At 67.1% G+C, this 17,375-nt stretch carries 18 protein-coding genes; 8 read left to right on the forward strand and 10 right to left on the reverse strand.

All coding sequences use genetic code 11. From position 1 onward, the window contains the following. Positions 1-39: 39 nt before the first annotated feature. From AC5P9P_RS03100 to AC5P9P_RS03135, 8 genes are all read right to left on the reverse strand, one after another. Positions 40-1,062, reverse strand: coding sequence for a magnesium and cobalt transport protein CorA (locus AC5P9P_RS03100; protein ID WP_049402728.1), 1,023 nt, complete (start codon positions 1,060-1,062; stop codon positions 40-42). 6 nt (positions 1,063-1,068) lie between these two features. Beyond that, on the reverse strand, positions 1,069-2,319 hold the full coding sequence (locus tag AC5P9P_RS03105; RefSeq protein ID WP_111108358.1) for a lipoprotein N-acyltransferase Lnb domain-containing protein: 1,251 nt from the start codon (positions 2,317-2,319) through the stop codon (positions 1,069-1,071). Further along, positions 2,316-3,197, reverse strand: a complete 882-nt coding sequence (locus AC5P9P_RS03110; RefSeq protein ID WP_005408827.1) for a CorC family transporter — start codon at positions 3,195-3,197, stop codon at positions 2,316-2,318. Before AC5P9P_RS03110 ends, AC5P9P_RS03105 begins: the two co-directional genes overlap by 4 nt. A gap of 64 nt (positions 3,198-3,261) precedes the next feature. Next, complete coding sequence (locus AC5P9P_RS03115; RefSeq protein ID WP_181454319.1) at positions 3,262-3,849, reverse strand: hypothetical protein; 588 nt, start codon at positions 3,847-3,849, stop codon at positions 3,262-3,264. Continuing rightward, entirely contained in the window at positions 3,849-4,457 is a 609-nt protein-coding gene (locus tag AC5P9P_RS03120; protein WP_111108360.1) for a hypothetical protein, read from the reverse strand. Before AC5P9P_RS03120 ends, AC5P9P_RS03115 begins: the two co-directional genes overlap by 1 nt. 75 nt (positions 4,458-4,532) lie before the next feature. Next, complete coding sequence (locus AC5P9P_RS03125) at positions 4,533-5,141, reverse strand: hypothetical protein (RefSeq protein ID WP_049402731.1); 609 nt, start codon at positions 5,139-5,141, stop codon at positions 4,533-4,535. A 48-nt stretch (positions 5,142-5,189) separates the two neighbouring features. Continuing rightward, positions 5,190-5,675 (reverse strand): rRNA maturation RNase YbeY, encoded by a 486-nt coding sequence (ybeY, locus tag AC5P9P_RS03130; RefSeq protein ID WP_032966554.1) that lies wholly within the window; start codon positions 5,673-5,675, stop codon positions 5,190-5,192. Beyond that, the gene (locus tag AC5P9P_RS03135; protein ID WP_033834734.1) at positions 5,672-6,658 is read right to left on the reverse strand and encodes a PhoH family protein; all 987 of its coding nucleotides are present in this window, start codon (positions 6,656-6,658) and stop codon (positions 5,672-5,674) included. Before AC5P9P_RS03135 ends, ybeY begins: the two co-directional genes overlap by 4 nt. Positions 6,659-7,140: 482 nt before the next feature. Here AC5P9P_RS03135 and AC5P9P_RS03140 point away from each other — a divergent pair, with 482 nt between their 5' ends. Genes AC5P9P_RS03140 through AC5P9P_RS03150 form a run of 3 tightly spaced genes read left to right on the forward strand, consistent with a single transcriptional unit; the run spans position 7,141 to position 10,150 of the window. Next, entirely contained in the window at positions 7,141-8,097 is a 957-nt protein-coding gene (locus AC5P9P_RS03140; protein WP_049402732.1) for an HlyD family secretion protein, read from the forward strand. Between the two features lie 20 nt (positions 8,098-8,117). After that, on the forward strand, positions 8,118-9,041 hold the full coding sequence (locus tag AC5P9P_RS03145; RefSeq protein ID WP_012479664.1) for an ABC transporter ATP-binding protein: 924 nt from the start codon (positions 8,118-8,120) through the stop codon (positions 9,039-9,041). Further along, positions 9,038-10,150, forward strand: coding sequence for an ABC transporter permease (locus AC5P9P_RS03150; protein ID WP_049431887.1), 1,113 nt, complete (start codon positions 9,038-9,040; stop codon positions 10,148-10,150). Before AC5P9P_RS03145 ends, AC5P9P_RS03150 begins: the two co-directional genes overlap by 4 nt. Positions 10,151-10,210: 60 nt before the next feature. Here the strand turns inward: AC5P9P_RS03150 and miaB are convergent, their stop codons facing one another. Together miaB and AC5P9P_RS03160 are read right to left on the reverse strand one after the other, a co-directional pair. Then, a complete protein-coding gene (miaB, locus tag AC5P9P_RS03155) occupies positions 10,211-11,629 on the reverse strand; it encodes a tRNA (N6-isopentenyl adenosine(37)-C2)-methylthiotransferase MiaB (protein ID WP_111108361.1) in 1,419 nt (472 codons plus the stop codon). A gap of 165 nt (positions 11,630-11,794) precedes the next feature. Beyond that, a complete protein-coding gene (locus tag AC5P9P_RS03160; RefSeq protein WP_049402735.1) occupies positions 11,795-12,415 on the reverse strand; it encodes a glutathione S-transferase family protein in 621 nt (206 codons plus the stop codon). Positions 12,416-12,495: 80 nt separating this feature from the next. Between AC5P9P_RS03160 and AC5P9P_RS03165 the strand changes: the two genes are divergently transcribed. From AC5P9P_RS03165 to AC5P9P_RS03185, 5 genes are all read left to right on the forward strand, one after another. Next, the gene (locus tag AC5P9P_RS03165; RefSeq protein ID WP_033834738.1) at positions 12,496-13,464 is read left to right on the forward strand and encodes a helix-turn-helix transcriptional regulator; all 969 of its coding nucleotides are present in this window, start codon (positions 12,496-12,498) and stop codon (positions 13,462-13,464) included. A 46-nt stretch (positions 13,465-13,510) separates the two neighbouring features. Then, a complete protein-coding gene (locus AC5P9P_RS03170; protein ID WP_049431894.1) occupies positions 13,511-14,431 on the forward strand; it encodes a lytic transglycosylase domain-containing protein in 921 nt (306 codons plus the stop codon). A 194-nt stretch (positions 14,432-14,625) separates the two neighbouring features. After that, positions 14,626-15,246 carry a ubiquinol-cytochrome c reductase iron-sulfur subunit gene (petA, locus tag AC5P9P_RS03175; protein ID WP_004151998.1) on the forward strand — a complete coding sequence of 207 codons (621 nt, stop codon included), beginning with the start codon at positions 14,626-14,628 and terminating at the stop codon, positions 15,244-15,246. Then, a complete protein-coding gene (locus AC5P9P_RS03180) occupies positions 15,246-16,505 on the forward strand; it encodes a cytochrome b (protein WP_049454044.1) in 1,260 nt (419 codons plus the stop codon). Before petA ends, AC5P9P_RS03180 begins: the two co-directional genes overlap by 1 nt. Next, positions 16,498-17,247 (forward strand): cytochrome c1, encoded by a 750-nt coding sequence (locus AC5P9P_RS03185; protein ID WP_005408841.1) that lies wholly within the window; start codon positions 16,498-16,500, stop codon positions 17,245-17,247. The genes AC5P9P_RS03180 and AC5P9P_RS03185 overlap by 8 nt, the downstream gene beginning before the upstream one ends. Positions 17,248-17,375: the final 128 nt, after the last annotated feature.

A 17,375-nucleotide genomic window follows, 5' to 3' on the forward strand; every position in this document is an offset into this window, starting at 1 on the left:
TGTCGTGCTTGGTGGGTATCGACCGTTGGTCGATACGCCCTACAACCACTTCGCGCGCTTGAACAACCGGTACAGCCCGACGCACACACCGCCCACGCCAACGATCATCAGCGGGTACGACCAGGGTTCGCTCAGCTCCGGCATGTGACTGAAGTTCATGCCGTACCAGCTGGTGATCAGCGTCGGCGCGGCGAGCAGCGCAGCCCAGGCGCCCAGCCGCTTGACCGTCTCGCCCTGCGCCAGTGTCACCAGCGAAAGGTTCACGCTCAGCGCGGTGCCCAGCATCTCGCGCAGGGTGTCGATCACATCGCTGATGCGCACCGCATGGTCATGCACGTCACGCACGTAGAGCTTCACTTCATCGGGAATCAGTTCGCCCTGGTAGCGGCGAAGCTGCGCCAGCACGTCCTGCAACGGCGCCACCGCCATCCGCATCTTGTTCAGTTCGCGCTTGAGCTCGTACAGCCGCACCACCGTGCTGCGCTTGTAGGTGTCGGCGAAGATGTCCTTTTCCAGCAGGTCCAGGGTGTCGCGGAAGCGGTGCACGATCGGCAGGTAGTTGTCGACCACGAAGTCGGTCACCGCGTACAGGCAGTACGACGGGCCCATCTTCAGCAGCTGCGGCTCGCGCTCGACGCGTGCGCGCACCGGCGCGTAGGACAGCGAGGCGCCGTGGCGGACCGTCACCAGGAAGCGCGGGCCGAGGAAGGCATGGGTTTCGCCATACTGGATGCGTTCGTCGACCATCTGCGCGGTGGTCACCACCACGAACAACGAGTTGCCATAGGTCTCGACCTTGGGCCGTTGGTGCGCGTTGCGCGCATCCTCGATGGCCAGGTCGTGCAGGCAGAATTCTTCCTGCAGTTTCAGCAGCACGTCTTCGTTGGGGTCGTACAGGCCGACCCAGACGAAGCCGTTGCCGCTGGCAATGACATCGCTGATGGCATCCAGGCTGATGTCGTGGCGCTTGCCCTCGTCATCGTAGTGGACGCAGTTGATGACGCAGGTAGGGTTGGCCAAAGCGGGGGCGGAAGCGGAGGCGGGCAATGACATGCCCGCCATCGTGCGTCAGGGCCGTGTTTCGGACAAGTGAGGACGACGCGCCAGCACCCACGCCAGTGCCATGTGCACCGGCAGCAGCAGCACGATCCACTGCACGTTGTACTGCGCCTGCAGGCTCAGCCAGTGCAGCACCAGCGCGGCCACCGCCTGTACCGCCAGCAGCCACAGCACGATCCTGAACATGCGTCCCGGCACGCGCCGGCGCAGCAGTGCGATCGCGCCCGGCAGCAGCAGCACGGCCAGTGGCGAAAGCAGCAGCAGGTTGCGGTTGGCCCATGCGGCATAGTGGATGCTGAAGCCCCACAGGAACACCAGCACGCCACCGAACAGGGCGCACAGCAGCCAGAACGGCAGGGCCAGCCCGGCCAGCAGGCGCGGGCGGTTGCGCAGCGCCAGCACGCCAGCGGCGATCACCAGGCCACACAGCAGCCACGGCCACCAGCGGCGTGCGAACTCCTTCGGCTCCGGATCGATGCGGTGCGGCAACAGTTCCTGTTCGGAGTGCACCAGCGGCCGGCCATCGCTGTTGCGTGCCTGGCGCAGGGCATCGGCCAGGCGCATCGGGACGAACGCTTCCTGCCAGCGCGACAGCGGCTGGTCGGCGAACGGTCCGAGGCCTACATCGAAGCCCAGCCACATCCAGGGTGCCGGCGAGGCCAGACGGACCGATTCACTGCGATAGGTGTTGCCACGCGAGCGCCCCGACAGCTGCGACTGCAGGCCGCCGCCGAGCGCCTTGTCCAGCGTGTCGCGCACCATCGTGGCGCAGTTGGCGGTGTAGTAATCGTAGTGGTAACGCGCGTTTTCCGGTTTGGCCCGCTCGGCCAGGCCGGCGGCCAGCGAGCGCGCCTGGTCCGGGCGCAGGTCCAGCCATTGCACGCTGGCGCCACGGCCGGTCTCGTCGTAGTACGACAGGTCCTGCTGCAGCGGCAGCGCCACCAGGTAGTACATCATGTCGCCGCGCGCGAAGCGGCTGACGAAATCGTCCTCGGACGGATCGAAGTAGCCGAAGTTGTACGAGGTCGCTTCACCGCTGAGCGGATCGACCACCACGATGGCGTCATGGCCGAAGCGTTCGAAGAACACCGTGCCCGGCTGCATGGTCACCACGCCGATGCGCGGAGCAGGGGCTTCAGCGCTGGCCGCGGGCACGGCAGGTGTGGCCGGCGCCGGCTGCGCGAAGGCGGCCAGCGGCAGGGCCATGGCCAGCACGTAGAGTGCCAGCCACACCATGAGGATCAGGCCGCGGCGCTTCAAGCGTCGTCCTGCGCGTCCGGCGGCAGCACGGTCACGTGGAAGGCCTGTACCCGGCGCGCATCGGCGCGGGCCACGCGGAACATGAAGCGGTCCAGCGCCAGCTCGTCACCGACTTCCGGCAGGTGGCCCACGGCCTCGGTGACCAGGCCGCCGATGGTGTCGTAGTCCTCGTCGGAGAACGTCGCGCCGAATCGCTCGTTGAAGTCGCCGATCGGGGTCAGCGCGTCGACCACGTACTGGCCGTCGGACTGGATCGCGATCTGCGCCGAGGGATCCTCGGCCTCGTCATGCTCATCGTCGATCTCGCCGACGATCTGTTCCAGCACGTCCTCGATGGTGACCAGGCCAGCGACACCGCCGTACTCGTCCACCACGATGGCCATGTGGTTGCGCGACAGGCGGAATTCCTTCAGCAGCACGTTGAGCTTCTTCGCTTCCGGGATCAGGACCGCCGGGCGCAGCAGCTCGCGCACGTTGGCCGGACCGTTGTCGGCGACCACGCCGCGCAGCAGGTCCTTGGCCAGCAGGATGCCAAGGATGTCGTCCTTGTTCTCGCCGTGTACCGGGAAGCGTGAATGGCCGGATTCGACCACCTGCTTCATCAGTTCCAGGAAGGGCGCTTCAACCGGCAGCGAGACCATCTGCGAGCGCGAGATCATCACGTCGCCCACGGTCAGCTCGGCCACCGAAATGGCGCCTTCCATCATCTTCAGGGTATCGGCGGCGATCAGACCCTCTTCCTGCGCGGTGTGCAGGACAGCGACCAGCTCGTCGCGGGTATGGGGTTCGCCGGAGAAGGCGGAGGTCAGGCGTTCAAGCCAGCCGCGCTTCTTTTCACTGTGCTCCGCAGGGGAGCTACTACTGTCGTCTTCTGACATCTCTGGAAAAAAGGCACCCGGCAGGCCGGGCGTTGACCCAAGTCTAGCAGGATGTGACGGCCTGTCAGTGACTGCCGGTGGCCGGGGCTGGGGCGGCCGCGGCCGGCGCCTCCTCGGGCAGGTCCAGGCTGTAGGTGCAGCCGGCCAGGGTCTTGCCCGGGTGGGAGGCCACGGTGGAGACGCTGAGGATGATCGACTCGATCTGGGCCTCGCCGGTCTTCGGGTCGGTCACGTCGCGGCTGACCAGTTCGCGGCCGGCCATGAACTTGCCGTCCTGGTCGTAGCCGGTCTCCAATTCCAGCCGTTTGGCCAGCGGGCGTGGGTCGGCCTGGTCGAGGACGGCCATGACGCTGGCGCCGGCCACCGCCACCCGATCGGTCTGTTGGCCGAAGACGGTGATCGGGCTGGCCAGCCGGAACTCGCTCATGAACTGGTTGCCCTGCGGCAGCGGCTGCAGGCCCTGGGCCACGGCCTTCAGCGGATCGGCCAGCAGCGGCGCCAGCGCGGCCTGCTCGGCCACGCCCTGGCGGCATTCGATCAGGGCCGGCAGGTCCAGGCGGGTGGCGGAGGCGGAGGGAGCGGCGAGGGCACAGAGCAGGGGCAGACAGCAGCGCAGTGACACGGTCGGTTTCCGCAGGCGAGGGGCCGCCATCATAGCCCCGGCGAGCGCCGGAACAGCCCGCTGAGAAGGCGCAGGAAACCGGTCATCGCCCGCCGTACGACCATCAGTGAGAGAGTCAGCACAACCGCAAGCATGGCGACCTGCATCGATTGCCCCGCGATGCGCGCCACCGCCGGCCACAGGCCCGGGCTGGTCAGCCAGGGCATCAGTTCCGCCGCGGCTGTCCTGGCCACTTTCATGTAGATCACGGCCAGCACGAACAGCACCAGCAGCGAGGTGCGGCTGGCGTGGAAGAACGGGAGTGCATTGGCCGGCCTGCCAAGCCACTGCTGCAGCAGCGTTCGCCACAGTACTGGCAGGGTCAAGGCACCGACCAGTATCAGCACCATCGACGTTTCCCAAAGCCCCGGCAGGTGGGCGGGTTCAGCTCTACCTGTGAGGTGCGGGCCGAACATGCCGATCGCCAGCCCGGCCAGCAGGCACACGGGCGACAGCAGGGCCAGGCTGCGCAGCAGCCAGTGCCTGCCGCCGGGGTCGCGGGCGCTGATGCGGCGCAAGGTGTAAGCGCCCAGCACCAGCAGGCCCGCGAGCAGGCCGGGGGCCATCGCAAACGTCGTGAAGCTGTTCCCTGGGTTCATCCTTTTTCCCTCCGCGTCCTGGCCGGTGTTGAACAGTAGCTCAGCGCATGGGCTGGCACTCCAGCCGTGGCGCAGTCAGGGCGGATTCCAGCGCGTGGCCGCTGGGTACCAGCGCAGCCTGACCGGGTAGCCCAGTCGCGCCTGCAGGTGGTCACGCACGGCCGCCGCCGTCGCGCGGTTGGCTGGGGTATCCCGCAGCTCCACCTCCAGCTCCCCGGTCTTGACATCCAGGCCATGGCCGAACAGGTCGGGCAGCTGGGCCCGCAGCCAGTCCTGCTGTGCGTGCAGGCGGCGCGTCATCTCCGCTTCGGTCATCGCGGCGCCGGTGATGTAGCGCACACGTTGCGGGCCATCCGCCCCTGGATGTGTCTCATCGGCCTCGGGTGCGGCGCCTGTCAGTCGCACGACAACGTTCCAGCCCCTCGCATTGTCCACCCATATGCCGGCCAGACGTGCCGCGTGCCGCGCTTCCAGGCGCTCGATCAGTGCCCGTTGCTGGGCAGTGGCGACGATGTTGCGGGTGTCGCGCTCGCTGCTGCCGAAGAACGCCCGTAGTTCGGCGATCTTTGCGGCGATGTCGGCCTCGCTGTCGCTGGCGGGGAACGGTGAGGGACGGTCAGGATCGGGCATCAGGCCTGCCCCGGACTGCAGTAGCGCGGCAAGCACAAGTGCGGGCAGGGTCATGCTGCGCTCCTCTTCCGTGAGTGCGTGGGCTCGGAACAGGGCCCGGTGTCAGCGCTCGCCCGCGTAGGGGTCGTCGATGCCCAGCTCGGCCAGGATCTCCCGTTCCAGCTGTTCCATCGCTTCGGCTTCCTTGTCGTCCTCGTGGTCCCAGCCGAGCAGGTGCAGCACGCCGTGCACGGTCAGGTGCGCGTAGTGGGCGTTGAGCGCCTTGCCCTGTTCGTCGGCCTCCCGCGCTACGACAGGTGCACAGATCACCAGATCGCCGAGCAGCGGGAACTTGACGCCCTTGGGCAGGCCTTCGGGCACTTCGGCCGGGAAGCTGAGCACGTTGGTGGCGTAGTCCTTGCCACGGTAGTGGCGGTTCAACGACTGGCCTTCCTTGGCGTCGACCACGCGGATGGCCAGGTCGGCCTCGCGGATGCGGCCCTTCAGCGCGGCAGCCACCCACCTGCGGAAGCTCACTGCCGCCGGCAGGCCGGCACGCGGCAGGGCATAACTGACGGCGACGTCCAGTCGCACGGGACCACGGGTCATGGAGTTGCTCCAGGTTGGATCTGATGCAGGTCGCGGCGGTCGTAGGCGCTGACGATACGCGCCACCAGCGGGTGGCGGACCACGTCGCGGGATTCGAAGAAGGTGAAGCTGACACCCTCCACGTCGCGCAGCACATCGATGGCGTCGCGCAGGCCCGACTTCACGTGCTTGGGCAGGTCGGTCTGGGTCAGGTCACCGGTGACCACCGCGGTGGAGCCGTAGCCGAGGCGGGTCAGGAACATCTTCATCTGCTCGATGGTGGTGTTCTGTGCTTCGTCCAGGATCACGAACGCATCGTTGAGCGTGCGGCCACGCATATAGGCCAGCGGCGCGATCTCGATGACGTTCCTTTCCAGCAGCTTGACCACCTTCTCCACGCCCATCATCTCGTACAGGGCGTCGTACAGCGGTCGCAGATAGGGATCGACCTTCTGGCTCAGGTCGCCGGGCAGGAAGCCCAGCTTCTCGCCGGCTTCCACCGCGGGACGGACCAGGATCAGCCGCTGCACCCGCGATTCGTTCAGTGCTTCGACCGCGCTGGCCACGGCCAGGAAGGTCTTGCCGGTGCCGGCCGGCCCGATGCCGAAGTTGATGTCGTGGGTTGCGATCTGGTGCAGGTAGCGGGCCTGGTTGGCACCGCGCCCGCGTACCGTGCCGCGCTTGACCTTGATCGCCACCTCCTGCGCTTCGTAGGAGCGCTCGGCGATCTGCTCGACATTGGCCTGCGCCAGGCGCAGGTGGATGGCGTGGTTGTCGAAGGTCGTTTCGCCGGCTTCGGCGTACAGCGCTTCAACCAGCTTCTGCGCCTCGACGATGGCTTCGTTCGGCCCGCTGATGCGGAACACGAAGCCACGGTTGGCGATTTCCACGCCGAGTTTCAGTTCGATCTGCCGCAGGTGCCCGTCGAACGGGCCACACAGGTTGGCCAGCCGTTCGTTGTCTTCCGGCGACAGGGTGAAGTCTCGATGCTCGATGCTTTTCATTGCTTCGGGTGGGGCGGACGCCTTCCACCGCAGTGTATTCAGGGGAGACAAGGGTAGCGCGCGTGCGGGGCACACGGCCAGCAGACGGTCGATACAGCGTTTTCCACACCCGGTGTGGACGGGGCGCGCGAAAACCTGTGGATAGACCCTCGCAATGCTTGTGCCACAAGGCCCATGAGGTCCTGGTGAAAAAAACGTCATGGTCGCTCGTCGCTTCGGCAACACTGCCACGGGGGGCCTGCACGGGGGCATTCATCGTGACGACAGTGCAGGTTTCGTTGCCGGGCGAGCAACAAAGCCGCGCGCTGGCGGATTTCCACAACGGTTGTGGAATGATGCCGAATCAACCTGTGGATAGGTGGTGCGGAGCCTTGCAGCAAAAGGCGTGCCCGCGCGTGGCGAAAAAACCGCCAGGGCTGATCGGAATCATTGAGGGTGCACGGGGCACATGGCACCGTGTCGCCGTCGCAGGAGGGGATGGCATGGGCATCGGCAACGGGATGCGAGGAATCGGACTGGCGGGCATCGGCCTGCTTGCCGGGTGTGGGCAGTCGACACCGACTGCACTGGGCACGCTGGAGTGGGACCGGATCACGGTGCCGGCACCGGCGGCCGAAGTGATCGCCACGGTGGAGGTGCGCGAGGGACAGCAGGTCAAGGCCGGCGCCGTGCTGATGCAGCTCGACCCGGCCCGCGGCGACGCGCAGTTCGCCGCAGCGCAGGCTGATACGGCGCGTGCGCAGGCGCAGCTGGAAGAACTGAAGATCGGCCCACGCCAGGAGCAGATCGCGCAGGCCCAGGCGCAACTGGCCGCGCTGCGCGCGCAGGCTGCCGAAGCAAGTGCCTATTACCGACGGGTCCAGCCGTTGGCACAGCAGCGCTTGATTGCCGCCGCTGAGCTGGATCGTGCACGTGCCGCCGCCGGCAATGCCGAGGCCAGCGTGCGTGCTGCCGAGCAGGCCTGGCTGGAGCGGGTGCACGGCAGCCGTGTGCAGGATATCGCCCAGGGCCAGGCCACCGCCGATGCCGCGCAGGCGCAACAGGCAGTGCAGGCCGTGAACCTGCAGAAGCTGCAATTGCGTGCGCCGCGCGACGGCGTGGTCGATGCCTTGCCTTACCGGCAGGGCGACCAGGCGCCGGTCGGCGCGCCGCTGGCGGTGATGCTGGTCGGCGAGCGCCCCTATGCGCGCGTCTACCTGCCGCAGCCATTGCGGTTGCAGGTCAAGGTCGGGCAGGTCGCGCAGGTGCACCTGGAAGGGCAGGGCACTGCGTTGAAGGGGCATGTGCGCTCGATCCGCAGCGAGCCGTCATTTACGCCGTACTACGCGTTGACCGGTGACGACGTCGCGCGCCTGAGCTACCTCGCCGAGATCGAAGTGGACGACGCCGCCGACATGCGGAAGCTGCCGGCGGGAATGCCGGTGCAGGTGACCTTCTGAACACCGGCAACGACATCGCGGTGCATGCCCAGGGCCTGACCCGCCGCTTCGGCGATCTGCTGGCCGTGGACAATGTCGACCTGACCGTGCCGCGTGGCCAGGTCTATGGCTTCCTGGGCCCGAACGGGTCGGGCAAGTCGACCACCATCCGCATGCTGTGCGGCCTGCTGGAACCGAGCGCCGGCCAGATCGAGGTGCTCGGCCTGGCCGTGCCGGAGCAGGCCGAGGCACTGCGCCGGCGCATCGGCTACATGACCCAGCGCTTCTCGTTGTATGAAGACCTTTCGGTGCGCGAGAACCTGGAATTCCTCGCCGCCATCCAGGACCTGCCGCGTACGCAGGCCCGGCAGCGGGTCGACGAACTGCTGCAGCAGTACCGTCTCCTGGACCGGCAGCCGCAGCTGGCCGGCACCCTCAGTGGTGGCCAGAAGCAGCGCCTGGCGCTGGCCGGCGCCGTCGTGCACGCGCCCGAGCTGTTGTTCCTGGACGAGCCGACCAGCGCGGTTGACCCGGAGTCACGCCGCGATTTCTGGGAGGCCCTGTTTGAACTTGCCGACGCCGGTACCACCGTGCTGGTATCGACCCACTACATGGACGAAGCCGAGCGCTGCCACCGGCTGGCGATCCTCGATCGAGGCGCGCTGGTCGCCGATGGCACGCCGGCCGAACTGTGTGCACGGCTGGACGGCCGCACGCTGCAGGTCACGTCGGCGCAGCCGCGGCAGGCCAGCCGCGCATTGTCTGAGCTGCCCGGCGTGCTGAGCGTGGCACAGATCGGCACGCAGCTGCGCGTGCTGTGCAGCGAGGCGGCCGCCGATACGCCAGCGTTGCGGCGCGCGCTGGCCAGCGCCGACCCGCAGGCCCGCATCGAGGCGGTGGCGCCGAACCTGGAAGACGTCTTCGTCGCCGCCACCCGCGGCCGTGGCCGGGAGCCAGCGGCATGAACCTGCGCCGGCTGTGGGCGATCATGCTCAAGGAATTGCGCCAGCTGCGCCGCGACCGCATCACGCTGGCGATGATCGTCGGCATTCCGGTGATGCAGCTGCTGCTGTTCGGCTACGCGATCAATCTCAACCTGCGCCACCTCGACGCAGGTGTCGCCGACCAGGCCAGCAGTGCGGCGTCACGCGCGCTGGTGCAGGACATGGTCGCCACCGGCGTGATCACGCCGCGCAGCGAAGCCTATACGCCCGACCAGTTGATGCAGGCGCTGCGGCGTGGCGAGATCAGTGTCGGCATCGTGGTGCCGGCCGACTTCGAGCGCCGTCGCTTCGATGGACGCGAGGCGGTGCAGGTGCTGGTTGATGGCAGCGACACCGTGGTGCAGAGCGCGGCGATCCAGCTGGCGCAGGTGCCGCTGGAGACGCGACCGACCAGCAACACGCGGCCGCTGCGCGAAGGCAGCATCGCCGATGGTCCAATCAGCGTGACCAGCTTCTACAACCCGCAGCGGCGTTCGGCGGTGAACATCGTGCCAGGCCTGATCGGGGTGATCCTGACCATGACCCTGGTGATGTTCACGGCGGTGGCGGTGGTGCGTGAACGCGAACGCGGCAACATGGAGCTGCTGATCGCCACACCGGTGTCGCGCAGCGAACTGATGGTGGGCAAGGTGCTGCCCTATGCAGCCATCGGCCTGCTGCAGACCACGCTGGTGCTGGTGCTGGGCACCTGGCTGTTCCAGGTGCCGATCCGCGGCAGCCTGCTCGATATCTACCTGGCCGCGGTGCTGCTGGTGCTGGCCAACCTCGCACTGGGGCTGCTGATTTCCACGCGCGCGCGCTCGCAGTTCCAGGCGATGCAGATGACCCTGTTCCTGTTCCTGCCGTCGATCCTGCTGTCGGGCTTCATGTTCCCGTTCGCGGGCATGCCGCGGCCGGTGCAATGGCTGGCCGAAGTACTGCCGCTGACCCACTTCCTGCGCCTGGTGCGCGGCATCATGCTGCGCGGAGCGTCGCTGTGGGAGCTGTGGCACGACGCGCTGGCGCTGCTGGCCTTCATCGCGGTGATGATGACCCTGGCGATCCTGCGTTTCCGCAAGCGACTGGATTGAGGCATGCCGACCAACGGTCGGCATCCACCCCGGTGGGTGCCGACCGTTGGTCGGCGCACCTTATTCCGCCACCACGCGCGCGCGCAGCGAATTGGTCAGCGCCTCGGTAATCACCACATCCACGAACTGGCCGATCAGCCGCGCCGGCGCAGGGAAGTTCACCGAACGCATGTTCTCGGTCTTGCCGGTCAGTTCGTTCGGGTTCTTGCGCGAAGGGCCTTCCACCAGCACGGTCTGCACGGTACCGACCATCTTCTCGGAGATGCCGGCGGCGTGCGCATTGATGCGCTCCTGCAGGCGCGACAGGCGAGCGTGCTTTTCGGCATCGCTGATCGTGTCCTCCAGGTCGGCCGCCGGCGTGCCCGGGCGGCGCGAATAGATGAAGGAGAAGCTGTGGTCGAAGCCGATGTCCTCGATCAGCTTCATGGTCTTCTCGAAATCGGCATCGGTTTCGCCGGGGAAGCCGACGATGAAGTCCGAGCTGATCGAGATGTCCGGGCGCACCGCGCGCAGCTTGCGGATCTTCGACTTGAATTCCAGTGCGGTATAGCCGCGCTTCATCGCCGACAGTACGCGGTCGCTGCCGGCCTGCACCGGCAGGTGCAGGAAGTTGGCCAGCTGCGGCACGTCGCGGAACGCATCGATCAGCGAGTCGCTGAACTCCAGCGGGTGCGAGGTGGTGAAGCGGATGCGGCCGACGCCGTCGATCTCGGCGATGGTCCGGATCAGCAGACCGAGATCGGCGAACTCGCCATCTCCATAGGGGCCGCGATAGGCATTGACGTTCTGCCCGAGCAGGTTGATTTCGCGCACGCCCTGCGCGGCCAGCTGCGCCACTTCCACCGCCACGTCCTCGAACGGGCGGCTGACTTCGGTGCCGCGGGTGTAGGGCACCACGCAGAACGAGCAGTACTTCGAGCAGCCTTCCATGATCGACACGAACGCCGAAGCGCCTTCGGCACGCGGTTCCGGCAGACGGTCGAACTTCTCGATCTCGGGGAAGCTGATGTCCACCTGCGGGCGCTTCTGCTCGCGGCGGGCGCGGATCAGCTCCGGCAGCCGGTGCAGGGTCTGCGGGCCGAACACAAGGTCCACGAACGGCGCACGCTTGATGATCGCCTCGCCTTCCTGCGAGGCAACGCAGCCGCCCACGCCGATGATGACCTCGCGGCCCTTGTTCTTCAGGCCCTTCCAGACGCCGAGCTGGCTGAACACCTTCTCCTGCGCCTTCTCGCGGATGGAGCAGGTGTTGACCAGGATGACGTCGGCGTCTTCCGGGGTATCGGTCAGTTCCAGGCCATCGCTGGCGGCGAGCACGTCGGCCATCTTGGCCGAGTCGTACTCGTTCATCTGGCAACCGTGGGTCTTGATGTACAGCTTGCCTTTCACCTGGTCGGGCTTGCGCGGACCGGCGGGCAGGGCAACGAGCGGGGCACCGCCCGGCGGGGCGGGCGGAAAGACGTCTGGCGTCCCGGTCATGGCGCTTAATCCATTCGGGTGGCGGGAAAGCCGGCAATTCTACCTGCATCCCGGCGCGTGCGCCGGCCCAGTAGAGCCAGGCCATGCCTGGCTGTATTCATCCACCCATGGCGTGGATCTACTGGAACTGCGGGTCCGCCCCCCGGCCGCGCCCGGCGGCACGCCTCAGGCCGCCACCAGCTCCGCATCGATCTGCCGCGAACGGTCGAACGCGGTCATCGCGCTCATCCGTGCGATGTAGTCAGCCGTGGCCGGCGCCGGCTGTACCAGGCCAAAGGCCGTGGTCCACGCCAGTGCATTGCCCCACAGCACGTCGGCGGCGCTCATGACCTCGCCCAGCAGGTACGGGCCCTGCGCCAGCTGGGCCTCGACCACCTGCAGCACGGTCTCGGCATCGTTGTACGGCGACATCAGGCGCGGCGGCGGCTCGCGGTGCATCGCCTTGTCGACCATCGCCGGCTCGAAACAGGCGCCATAGAAGGCCATCCAGCGCAGATAGGGCCCGCGCAGGGCGTCACCGATCGGCGGCGCCAGCCCGGCTTCCGGATACAGGTCGGCCAGGTACAGGTAGATTGCCACCTGCTCGGTCACCAGTGCGCCGTTGTGGACGATGGCCGGCACCTTGCCCATCGGGTTTATGGCCAGGTAGGCCGGGGCCAGGTTGGCGCCGGCTTTCAGGTCCAGCACCTGCATGCGGTAGTCGGCACCCAGCGCTTCGAGCAGGGCCACGGCGCCGCTCGAGCGGGAACGGGCGGCGTGGTACAGGGTGATCTGGCGTGAATTCATGGCATTGCTCCTTGCGGTGGGTGGTGAACTGGAGGCCATCCTGGGGCACTATTGCGGACGACTTCTGTCCTCGATCCTTCATGCGCCATACCGCCCATCGTCTGCTGCGCCTGATCGCCCTGCTGCAGGCCCGCCGCCAGTGGTCCGGGGCCGAGCTCGCCGAGCGCATGGGCGTGGACCGGCGCAGCATCCGCCGTGATATCGAGCGCCTGCGCGAGCTGGGCTATCCGGTGCAGGCCTCGTCCGGGGTCGGCGGCGGCTACCAGTTGGGGGCCGGGGCCCCGGTGCTGCCGATGCTGCTGGACGAGGAGGAGGCGACCACCCTGGCCATCGCCCTGCGCGCAGCCTCGGCCACCGTTGCCGGGATCGACGACACCGCGCGTGGCCTGTTGTCCAAGCTCGATCCGCTGGTGCCGACCCGTCGTCGCCAGCAGGCCGGCGAGGTGCATGCAGCGACGGCCACCCTGTCCGACCTTCCGTCCACCGACGCACGCCTGCTCGGGCGGCTGGCCCAGCACTGCCGACAGGCGTCACGGCTGGCCTTCGAATACCGCAGCGCGCAGGAAGCCGTCACCCAGCGCGAGGTCGAGGCCCAGCACCTGGTCAATTACGGGCGACGCTGGTATCTGCTTGCCTGGGACCTGGGGCGGCAGGACTGGCGCACCCTGCGCGTGGACCGCATGGGCGCCGTACGTGAGTGCGCCGGGCCGGGCCTGCACCGGCGCACCCCGGCGCCGCCCGATGTGATGGTGCGGCAGGCGGTCAGCCAGGCGCCGTTCGCGCTGCAGGCCATCCTCCGCCTGTCCGGCAGCCATTCCGAGCTGGAAGGCCGCATCCCGCCGTGGTGTGGAGTACTGGAAGCGGATGGCCCAGACCACTGCCTGCTGCGCATGGGCGCCGAGAGCCGCGGCATGATGCTGGCGCAGATTCTCAGCCTGGACCGCCTACCCGTGGCGCTTTGGACCACCCCGCCGGGCCTGCGCGACGAACTGGCACAGCGCCTGGCGGGCCTCGGCCAGCTGCTGGCTGTGCCGCCGGTCACAGGCTGAGCCACCTCGCTTGGCAAGCCCCGGCGAAGCTGGGACACTCGCCGCCATGAAGGGGATACTGGGGACAACGGCGATCATCATCGCTGCGCTGACCGCTGCGCCGGCCAGCGCTGGAACCCTGTACAAGTGCCAGGGCGCTGACGGCGTCACCAGTTATGTGAGCAAGCGGGTGGCCGGCGCGCGCTGCAGCACCATCAGCTACACCCGTGACACCCGCCCGGCACCTCGACCGGTGGTGGCCGCGCCCAGGCCGGCATCCACCACGATGGCCAGCATCGAACGCAACCCGGTGGCCGTTGCCGCGAGTGCCGCAGCGCCGGCAACGGTCGCGCCTGCGTCCGTGCCGGCATCCGGTCCCGCACAGCCGGTCGCCTCGCGCAGCGGGCGCATGGTCAGTGGCCAGGTGTATTCCTTCATGAAGGATGGCGTGCGCCACTACACCAGTGCGCGCCCGGCACAGGTGGCCAACCTCGGCCCGGTCCGGACCATCCGCTACAGCTTCATGGAGCGCTGCTATGCCTGCGGGGTCAATCCACGCGTGGACTTCGGCACCGTGCGACTGAACACCTCGGCCTTCCAGGCCGAGATCACCTCGGCCGCGCGCGAGTTCGGCGTGGAGGAGGCGGTGGTGCGCGCCATCATCCATGCCGAGTCGGCCTACAACCCGACCGCGCTCAGCCGTGCTGGCGCGCAGGGCCTGATGCAGCTGATGCCGCCGACCGCCGCGCGCTTCGGCGTAAGCGATTCCTATGACGCCGGGCAGAACATCCGTGGCGGCGTGCAGTATCTTGCGTGGTTGCTGAAACGCTTCAATGGCGACCTGACCCTTGCCGCAGCCGGCTACAACGCTGGCGAAGGCGCGGTCGACCGCCACGGTGGCGTGCCGCCCTACAGCGAGACCCAGTACTACGTGCGCCGGGTCGGGCAGCTGGCCGAGCGTTACCGCACCGCCCTGAGTCACCAGTAGGTGCCGACCGTTGGTCGGCACTCCTTTGAAAGGTAGTGCCGGCCGCTGGCCGGCAACCCCGCAATCAATGTTGTTGCAATGCGTTGTGTGGCGCGCGACGGTTCCGCTACACTCGACCGTGATTCAATGCGGCTCTGGCCCCCACCGGATCCGCTGGCAGCCTTAAAGCTACCTAATCAATATCGGAGTGCCGGATGGCCAACGATGGGGTACACGATCCAGTCAACACCGGACGTCGGCGTTTTCTTTCTGCCACCACTGCTGTGGTTGGCGCCGTCGGCGTCGGATTCACCGCAGTTCCTTTCATCAAATCCTGGAACCCCAGTGCCCGCGCCAAGCTTGCCGGCGCACCGGTGGTGGCCGACATCAGCGCCCTGCAGGAAGGCCAACGCCTGATCGTGGAATGGCGTGGCCAGCCGATCTGGATCGTCAAGCGGTCCAAGGCGATCCTGGACGCGCTGCACGGGCTGGATGGCCGCCTCAAGGACCCCGAGTCCGGCGAGAAGGACCAGCAGCCGGACTACGTGCTGAAGCAGAACCCCGAGCTGCGCTCGATCAAGCCGGATATCTCCGTACTGGTCGGCCTGTGCACGCACCTGGGCTGCTCGCCGGAAATGGTCGCCGAAATCCGGCCTGAGCCCTACGACCCGCAGTGGAAGGGCGGTTACTTCTGCCCGTGCCACAAGTCGCGCTTCGACATGTCCGGACGCGTCTTCAAGGACGTGCCGGCGCCGATCAACCTGAAGGTGCCCGCGCACCATTACCAGGACGACAACACCATCATCATCGGTGTCGATCCGCAGGGGGCTGCCTGATGGCCAATATCCTCGCCCGTACCGCCAGCGGCGTCGCCGACTGGGTCAATGCCCGCGCGCCGGGCCTGATGCCGGTCTACCGGAAGCACGTCAGCGAGTACTACGCGCCGAAGAACTTCAACATCTGGTACTACTTCGGTTCGCTGGCGCTGCTGGTGCTGGTCAACCAGATCGTCACCGGCATCTTCCTGACGATGCACTACAAGACCAGCGCCGCCGAGGCGTTCGGCTCCATCGAATACATCATGCGCGATGTGGAGTGGGGCTGGCTGATCCGCTACATGCACTCCACCGGTGCCTCGCTGTTCTTCATCGTGGTCTACCTGCACATGTTCCGTGGCCTGCTGTACGGCAGTTACCAGAAGCCGCGCGAGCTGGTGTGGATCCTCGGCATGCTGATCTACCTGGTGTTGATGGCCGAAGCCTTCATGGGCTACGTGCTGCCGTGGGGCCAGATGTCGTTCTGGGGCGCCAAGGTGATCATCTCGCTGTTCGGCGCGATACCGGTGATCGGCAACGGCCTGACCGAATGGATCATGGGCGATTACCTGCCCAGTGACGCCACGCTCAACCGTTTCTTCGCGCTGCATGTCATCGCCCTGCCGCTGGTGCTGTTGCTGCTGGTGGTACTGCATCTGGGCGCGCTGCACGAAGTGGGTTCGAACAACCCCGATGGCGTGGAGATCAAGAAGGGGCCGAAGGGCAACCGCTGGTCGCCGAACGCACCGGCCGATGGCATCCCGTTCCACCCGTACTACACGCTCAAGGATGGCGTCGGCGCCGGTTTCCTGCTGATCATCGCCGCCTTCATCATCTTCTTCGCGCCCGGTTTCGGCGGCCTGTTCCTGGAGCATGACAACTTCACCGAGGCCAACCGCCTGGTGACCCCGGAACACATCAAGCCGGTCTGGTACTACACGCCTTACTACGCGATGTTGCGCGTGGTGCCGAACAAGCTCGGTGGCGTGCTGGTGATGTTCTCGGCCATTGCGATCCTGTTCCTGGTCCCGTGGCTGGACAAGGCCAGGGTGAAGTCGGTGCGCTACCGCGGCTGGATCTCGAAGGTGATGCTGGGCGTGCTGGCGGTGTGCTTCGTGTGGCTGGGCGTGATTGGTTCCGGCCCGGGCACCGACGTGCACGAGACCTACATCGGGCGGGTGCTGACCTTCCTGTACTTCGCGTTCTTCATCACCATGCCGCTATGGACGCGGTTGGACAAGACCAAGCCGGTACCGGAGAGGGTGACCACCCATGACTGATCGCTGGATGGTCCGGTTGGCCCTGACGGCCACCCTGATGCTGGGCAGTTTCCTGGCCTCCGCCGCCGAAGGTGGCACCAAGCTGCTGCAGGCCGGCAACGATCTGGGCGACCGCGCTTCGCTGCAGCGCGGCGCGCAGCTATACATGAATTACTGCTCCGGCTGCCACGCGCTGAAGTACCTGCGCTATTCGCGGATGGCGCAGGACCTGGGCCTGACCGAGGAAGAGGTGATGAACAACCTCAACTTCACCGGCTCGGCGATCGGCGACCCGATTCCGGTGGCGATGCCCAAGGAGAACGCGGAGAAGTGGTTCGGCAAGATGCCGCCCGATCTCAGCCTGATCGCGCGTGTGCGGGGCAGTGACTGGGTCTACACCTACCTCAAGTCGTTCTATCTGGACAGCAGTCGCCCGCTGGGCTGGAACAACGCGCTGTTCGCCAATGCCTCCATGCCCAACCCGCTGTGGGAGATGCAGGGCCTGCAGCATGCGGTGCACGGCAAGGCGGAAGCGCCCGGCATGGACCCGCCGGTGACCGGCCTGAAGATCGAAACGCCCGGGTCGGTCGATGCCGGGCAGTACGACCAGGCGGTGCGGGACATCACCAACTTCCTCGAGTATGCCGGTGAACCGGCCGCGCTCAAGCGCCAGCAGCTGGGCGTGTGGGTGATCCTGTTCCTGGCCCTGCTCACCTTCCTGCTGTACCTGCTGAAGAAGGAATACTGGAAGGACGTTCACTGAATCTGCCGCCGGCCATCTCACGGGCCTATTGGCTTTTGTGATGGTCGGTTGCACACTCGGGGAGGAGTCGACCGCCGGCACGGTGCCGGCGGCGCCGATGCGGCAGGCGGTCTCCTGTCGTGGGAGAG

This window comes from Stenotrophomonas sp. YJH_SMC_14-1, from assembly GCF_059372275.1.

Excerpts from the sequence above, each read along its gene's own strand:
- ybeY (WP_032966554.1), bottom strand. The coding sequence starts at position 5,675 with ATGACCCGTGGTCCCGTGCGACTGGACGTCGCCGTCAGTTATGCCCTG.
- miaB (WP_111108361.1), bottom strand. The coding sequence starts at position 11,629 with ATGACCGGGACGCCAGACGTCTTTCCGCCCGCCCCGCCGGGCGGTGCC.
- petA (WP_004151998.1), top strand. The coding sequence starts at position 14,626 with ATGGCCAACGATGGGGTACACGATCCAGTCAACACCGGACGTCGGCGT.
- AC5P9P_RS03100 (WP_049402728.1), bottom strand. The coding sequence starts at position 1,062 with ATGGCGGGCATGTCATTGCCCGCCTCCGCTTCCGCCCCCGCTTTGGCC.
- AC5P9P_RS03135 (WP_033834734.1), bottom strand. The coding sequence starts at position 6,658 with ATGAAAAGCATCGAGCATCGAGACTTCACCCTGTCGCCGGAAGACAAC.
- AC5P9P_RS03125 (WP_049402731.1), bottom strand. The coding sequence starts at position 5,141 with ATGACCCTGCCCGCACTTGTGCTTGCCGCGCTACTGCAGTCCGGGGCA.
- AC5P9P_RS03150 (WP_049431887.1), top strand. The coding sequence starts at position 9,038 with ATGAACCTGCGCCGGCTGTGGGCGATCATGCTCAAGGAATTGCGCCAG.
- AC5P9P_RS03115 (WP_181454319.1), bottom strand. The coding sequence starts at position 3,849 with ATGGCGGCCCCTCGCCTGCGGAAACCGACCGTGTCACTGCGCTGCTGT.
- AC5P9P_RS03110 (WP_005408827.1), bottom strand. The coding sequence starts at position 3,197 with ATGTCAGAAGACGACAGTAGTAGCTCCCCTGCGGAGCACAGTGAAAAG.
- AC5P9P_RS03185 (WP_005408841.1), top strand. The coding sequence starts at position 16,498 with ATGACTGATCGCTGGATGGTCCGGTTGGCCCTGACGGCCACCCTGATG.
- AC5P9P_RS03170 (WP_049431894.1), top strand. The coding sequence starts at position 13,511 with ATGAAGGGGATACTGGGGACAACGGCGATCATCATCGCTGCGCTGACC.
- AC5P9P_RS03160 (WP_049402735.1), bottom strand. The coding sequence starts at position 12,415 with ATGAATTCACGCCAGATCACCCTGTACCACGCCGCCCGTTCCCGCTCG.
- AC5P9P_RS03180 (WP_049454044.1), top strand. The coding sequence starts at position 15,246 with ATGGCCAATATCCTCGCCCGTACCGCCAGCGGCGTCGCCGACTGGGTC.
- AC5P9P_RS03165 (WP_033834738.1), top strand. The coding sequence starts at position 12,496 with ATGCGCCATACCGCCCATCGTCTGCTGCGCCTGATCGCCCTGCTGCAG.
- AC5P9P_RS03120 (WP_111108360.1), bottom strand. The coding sequence starts at position 4,457 with ATGAACCCAGGGAACAGCTTCACGACGTTTGCGATGGCCCCCGGCCTG.
- AC5P9P_RS03140 (WP_049402732.1), top strand. The coding sequence starts at position 7,141 with ATGGGCATCGGCAACGGGATGCGAGGAATCGGACTGGCGGGCATCGGC.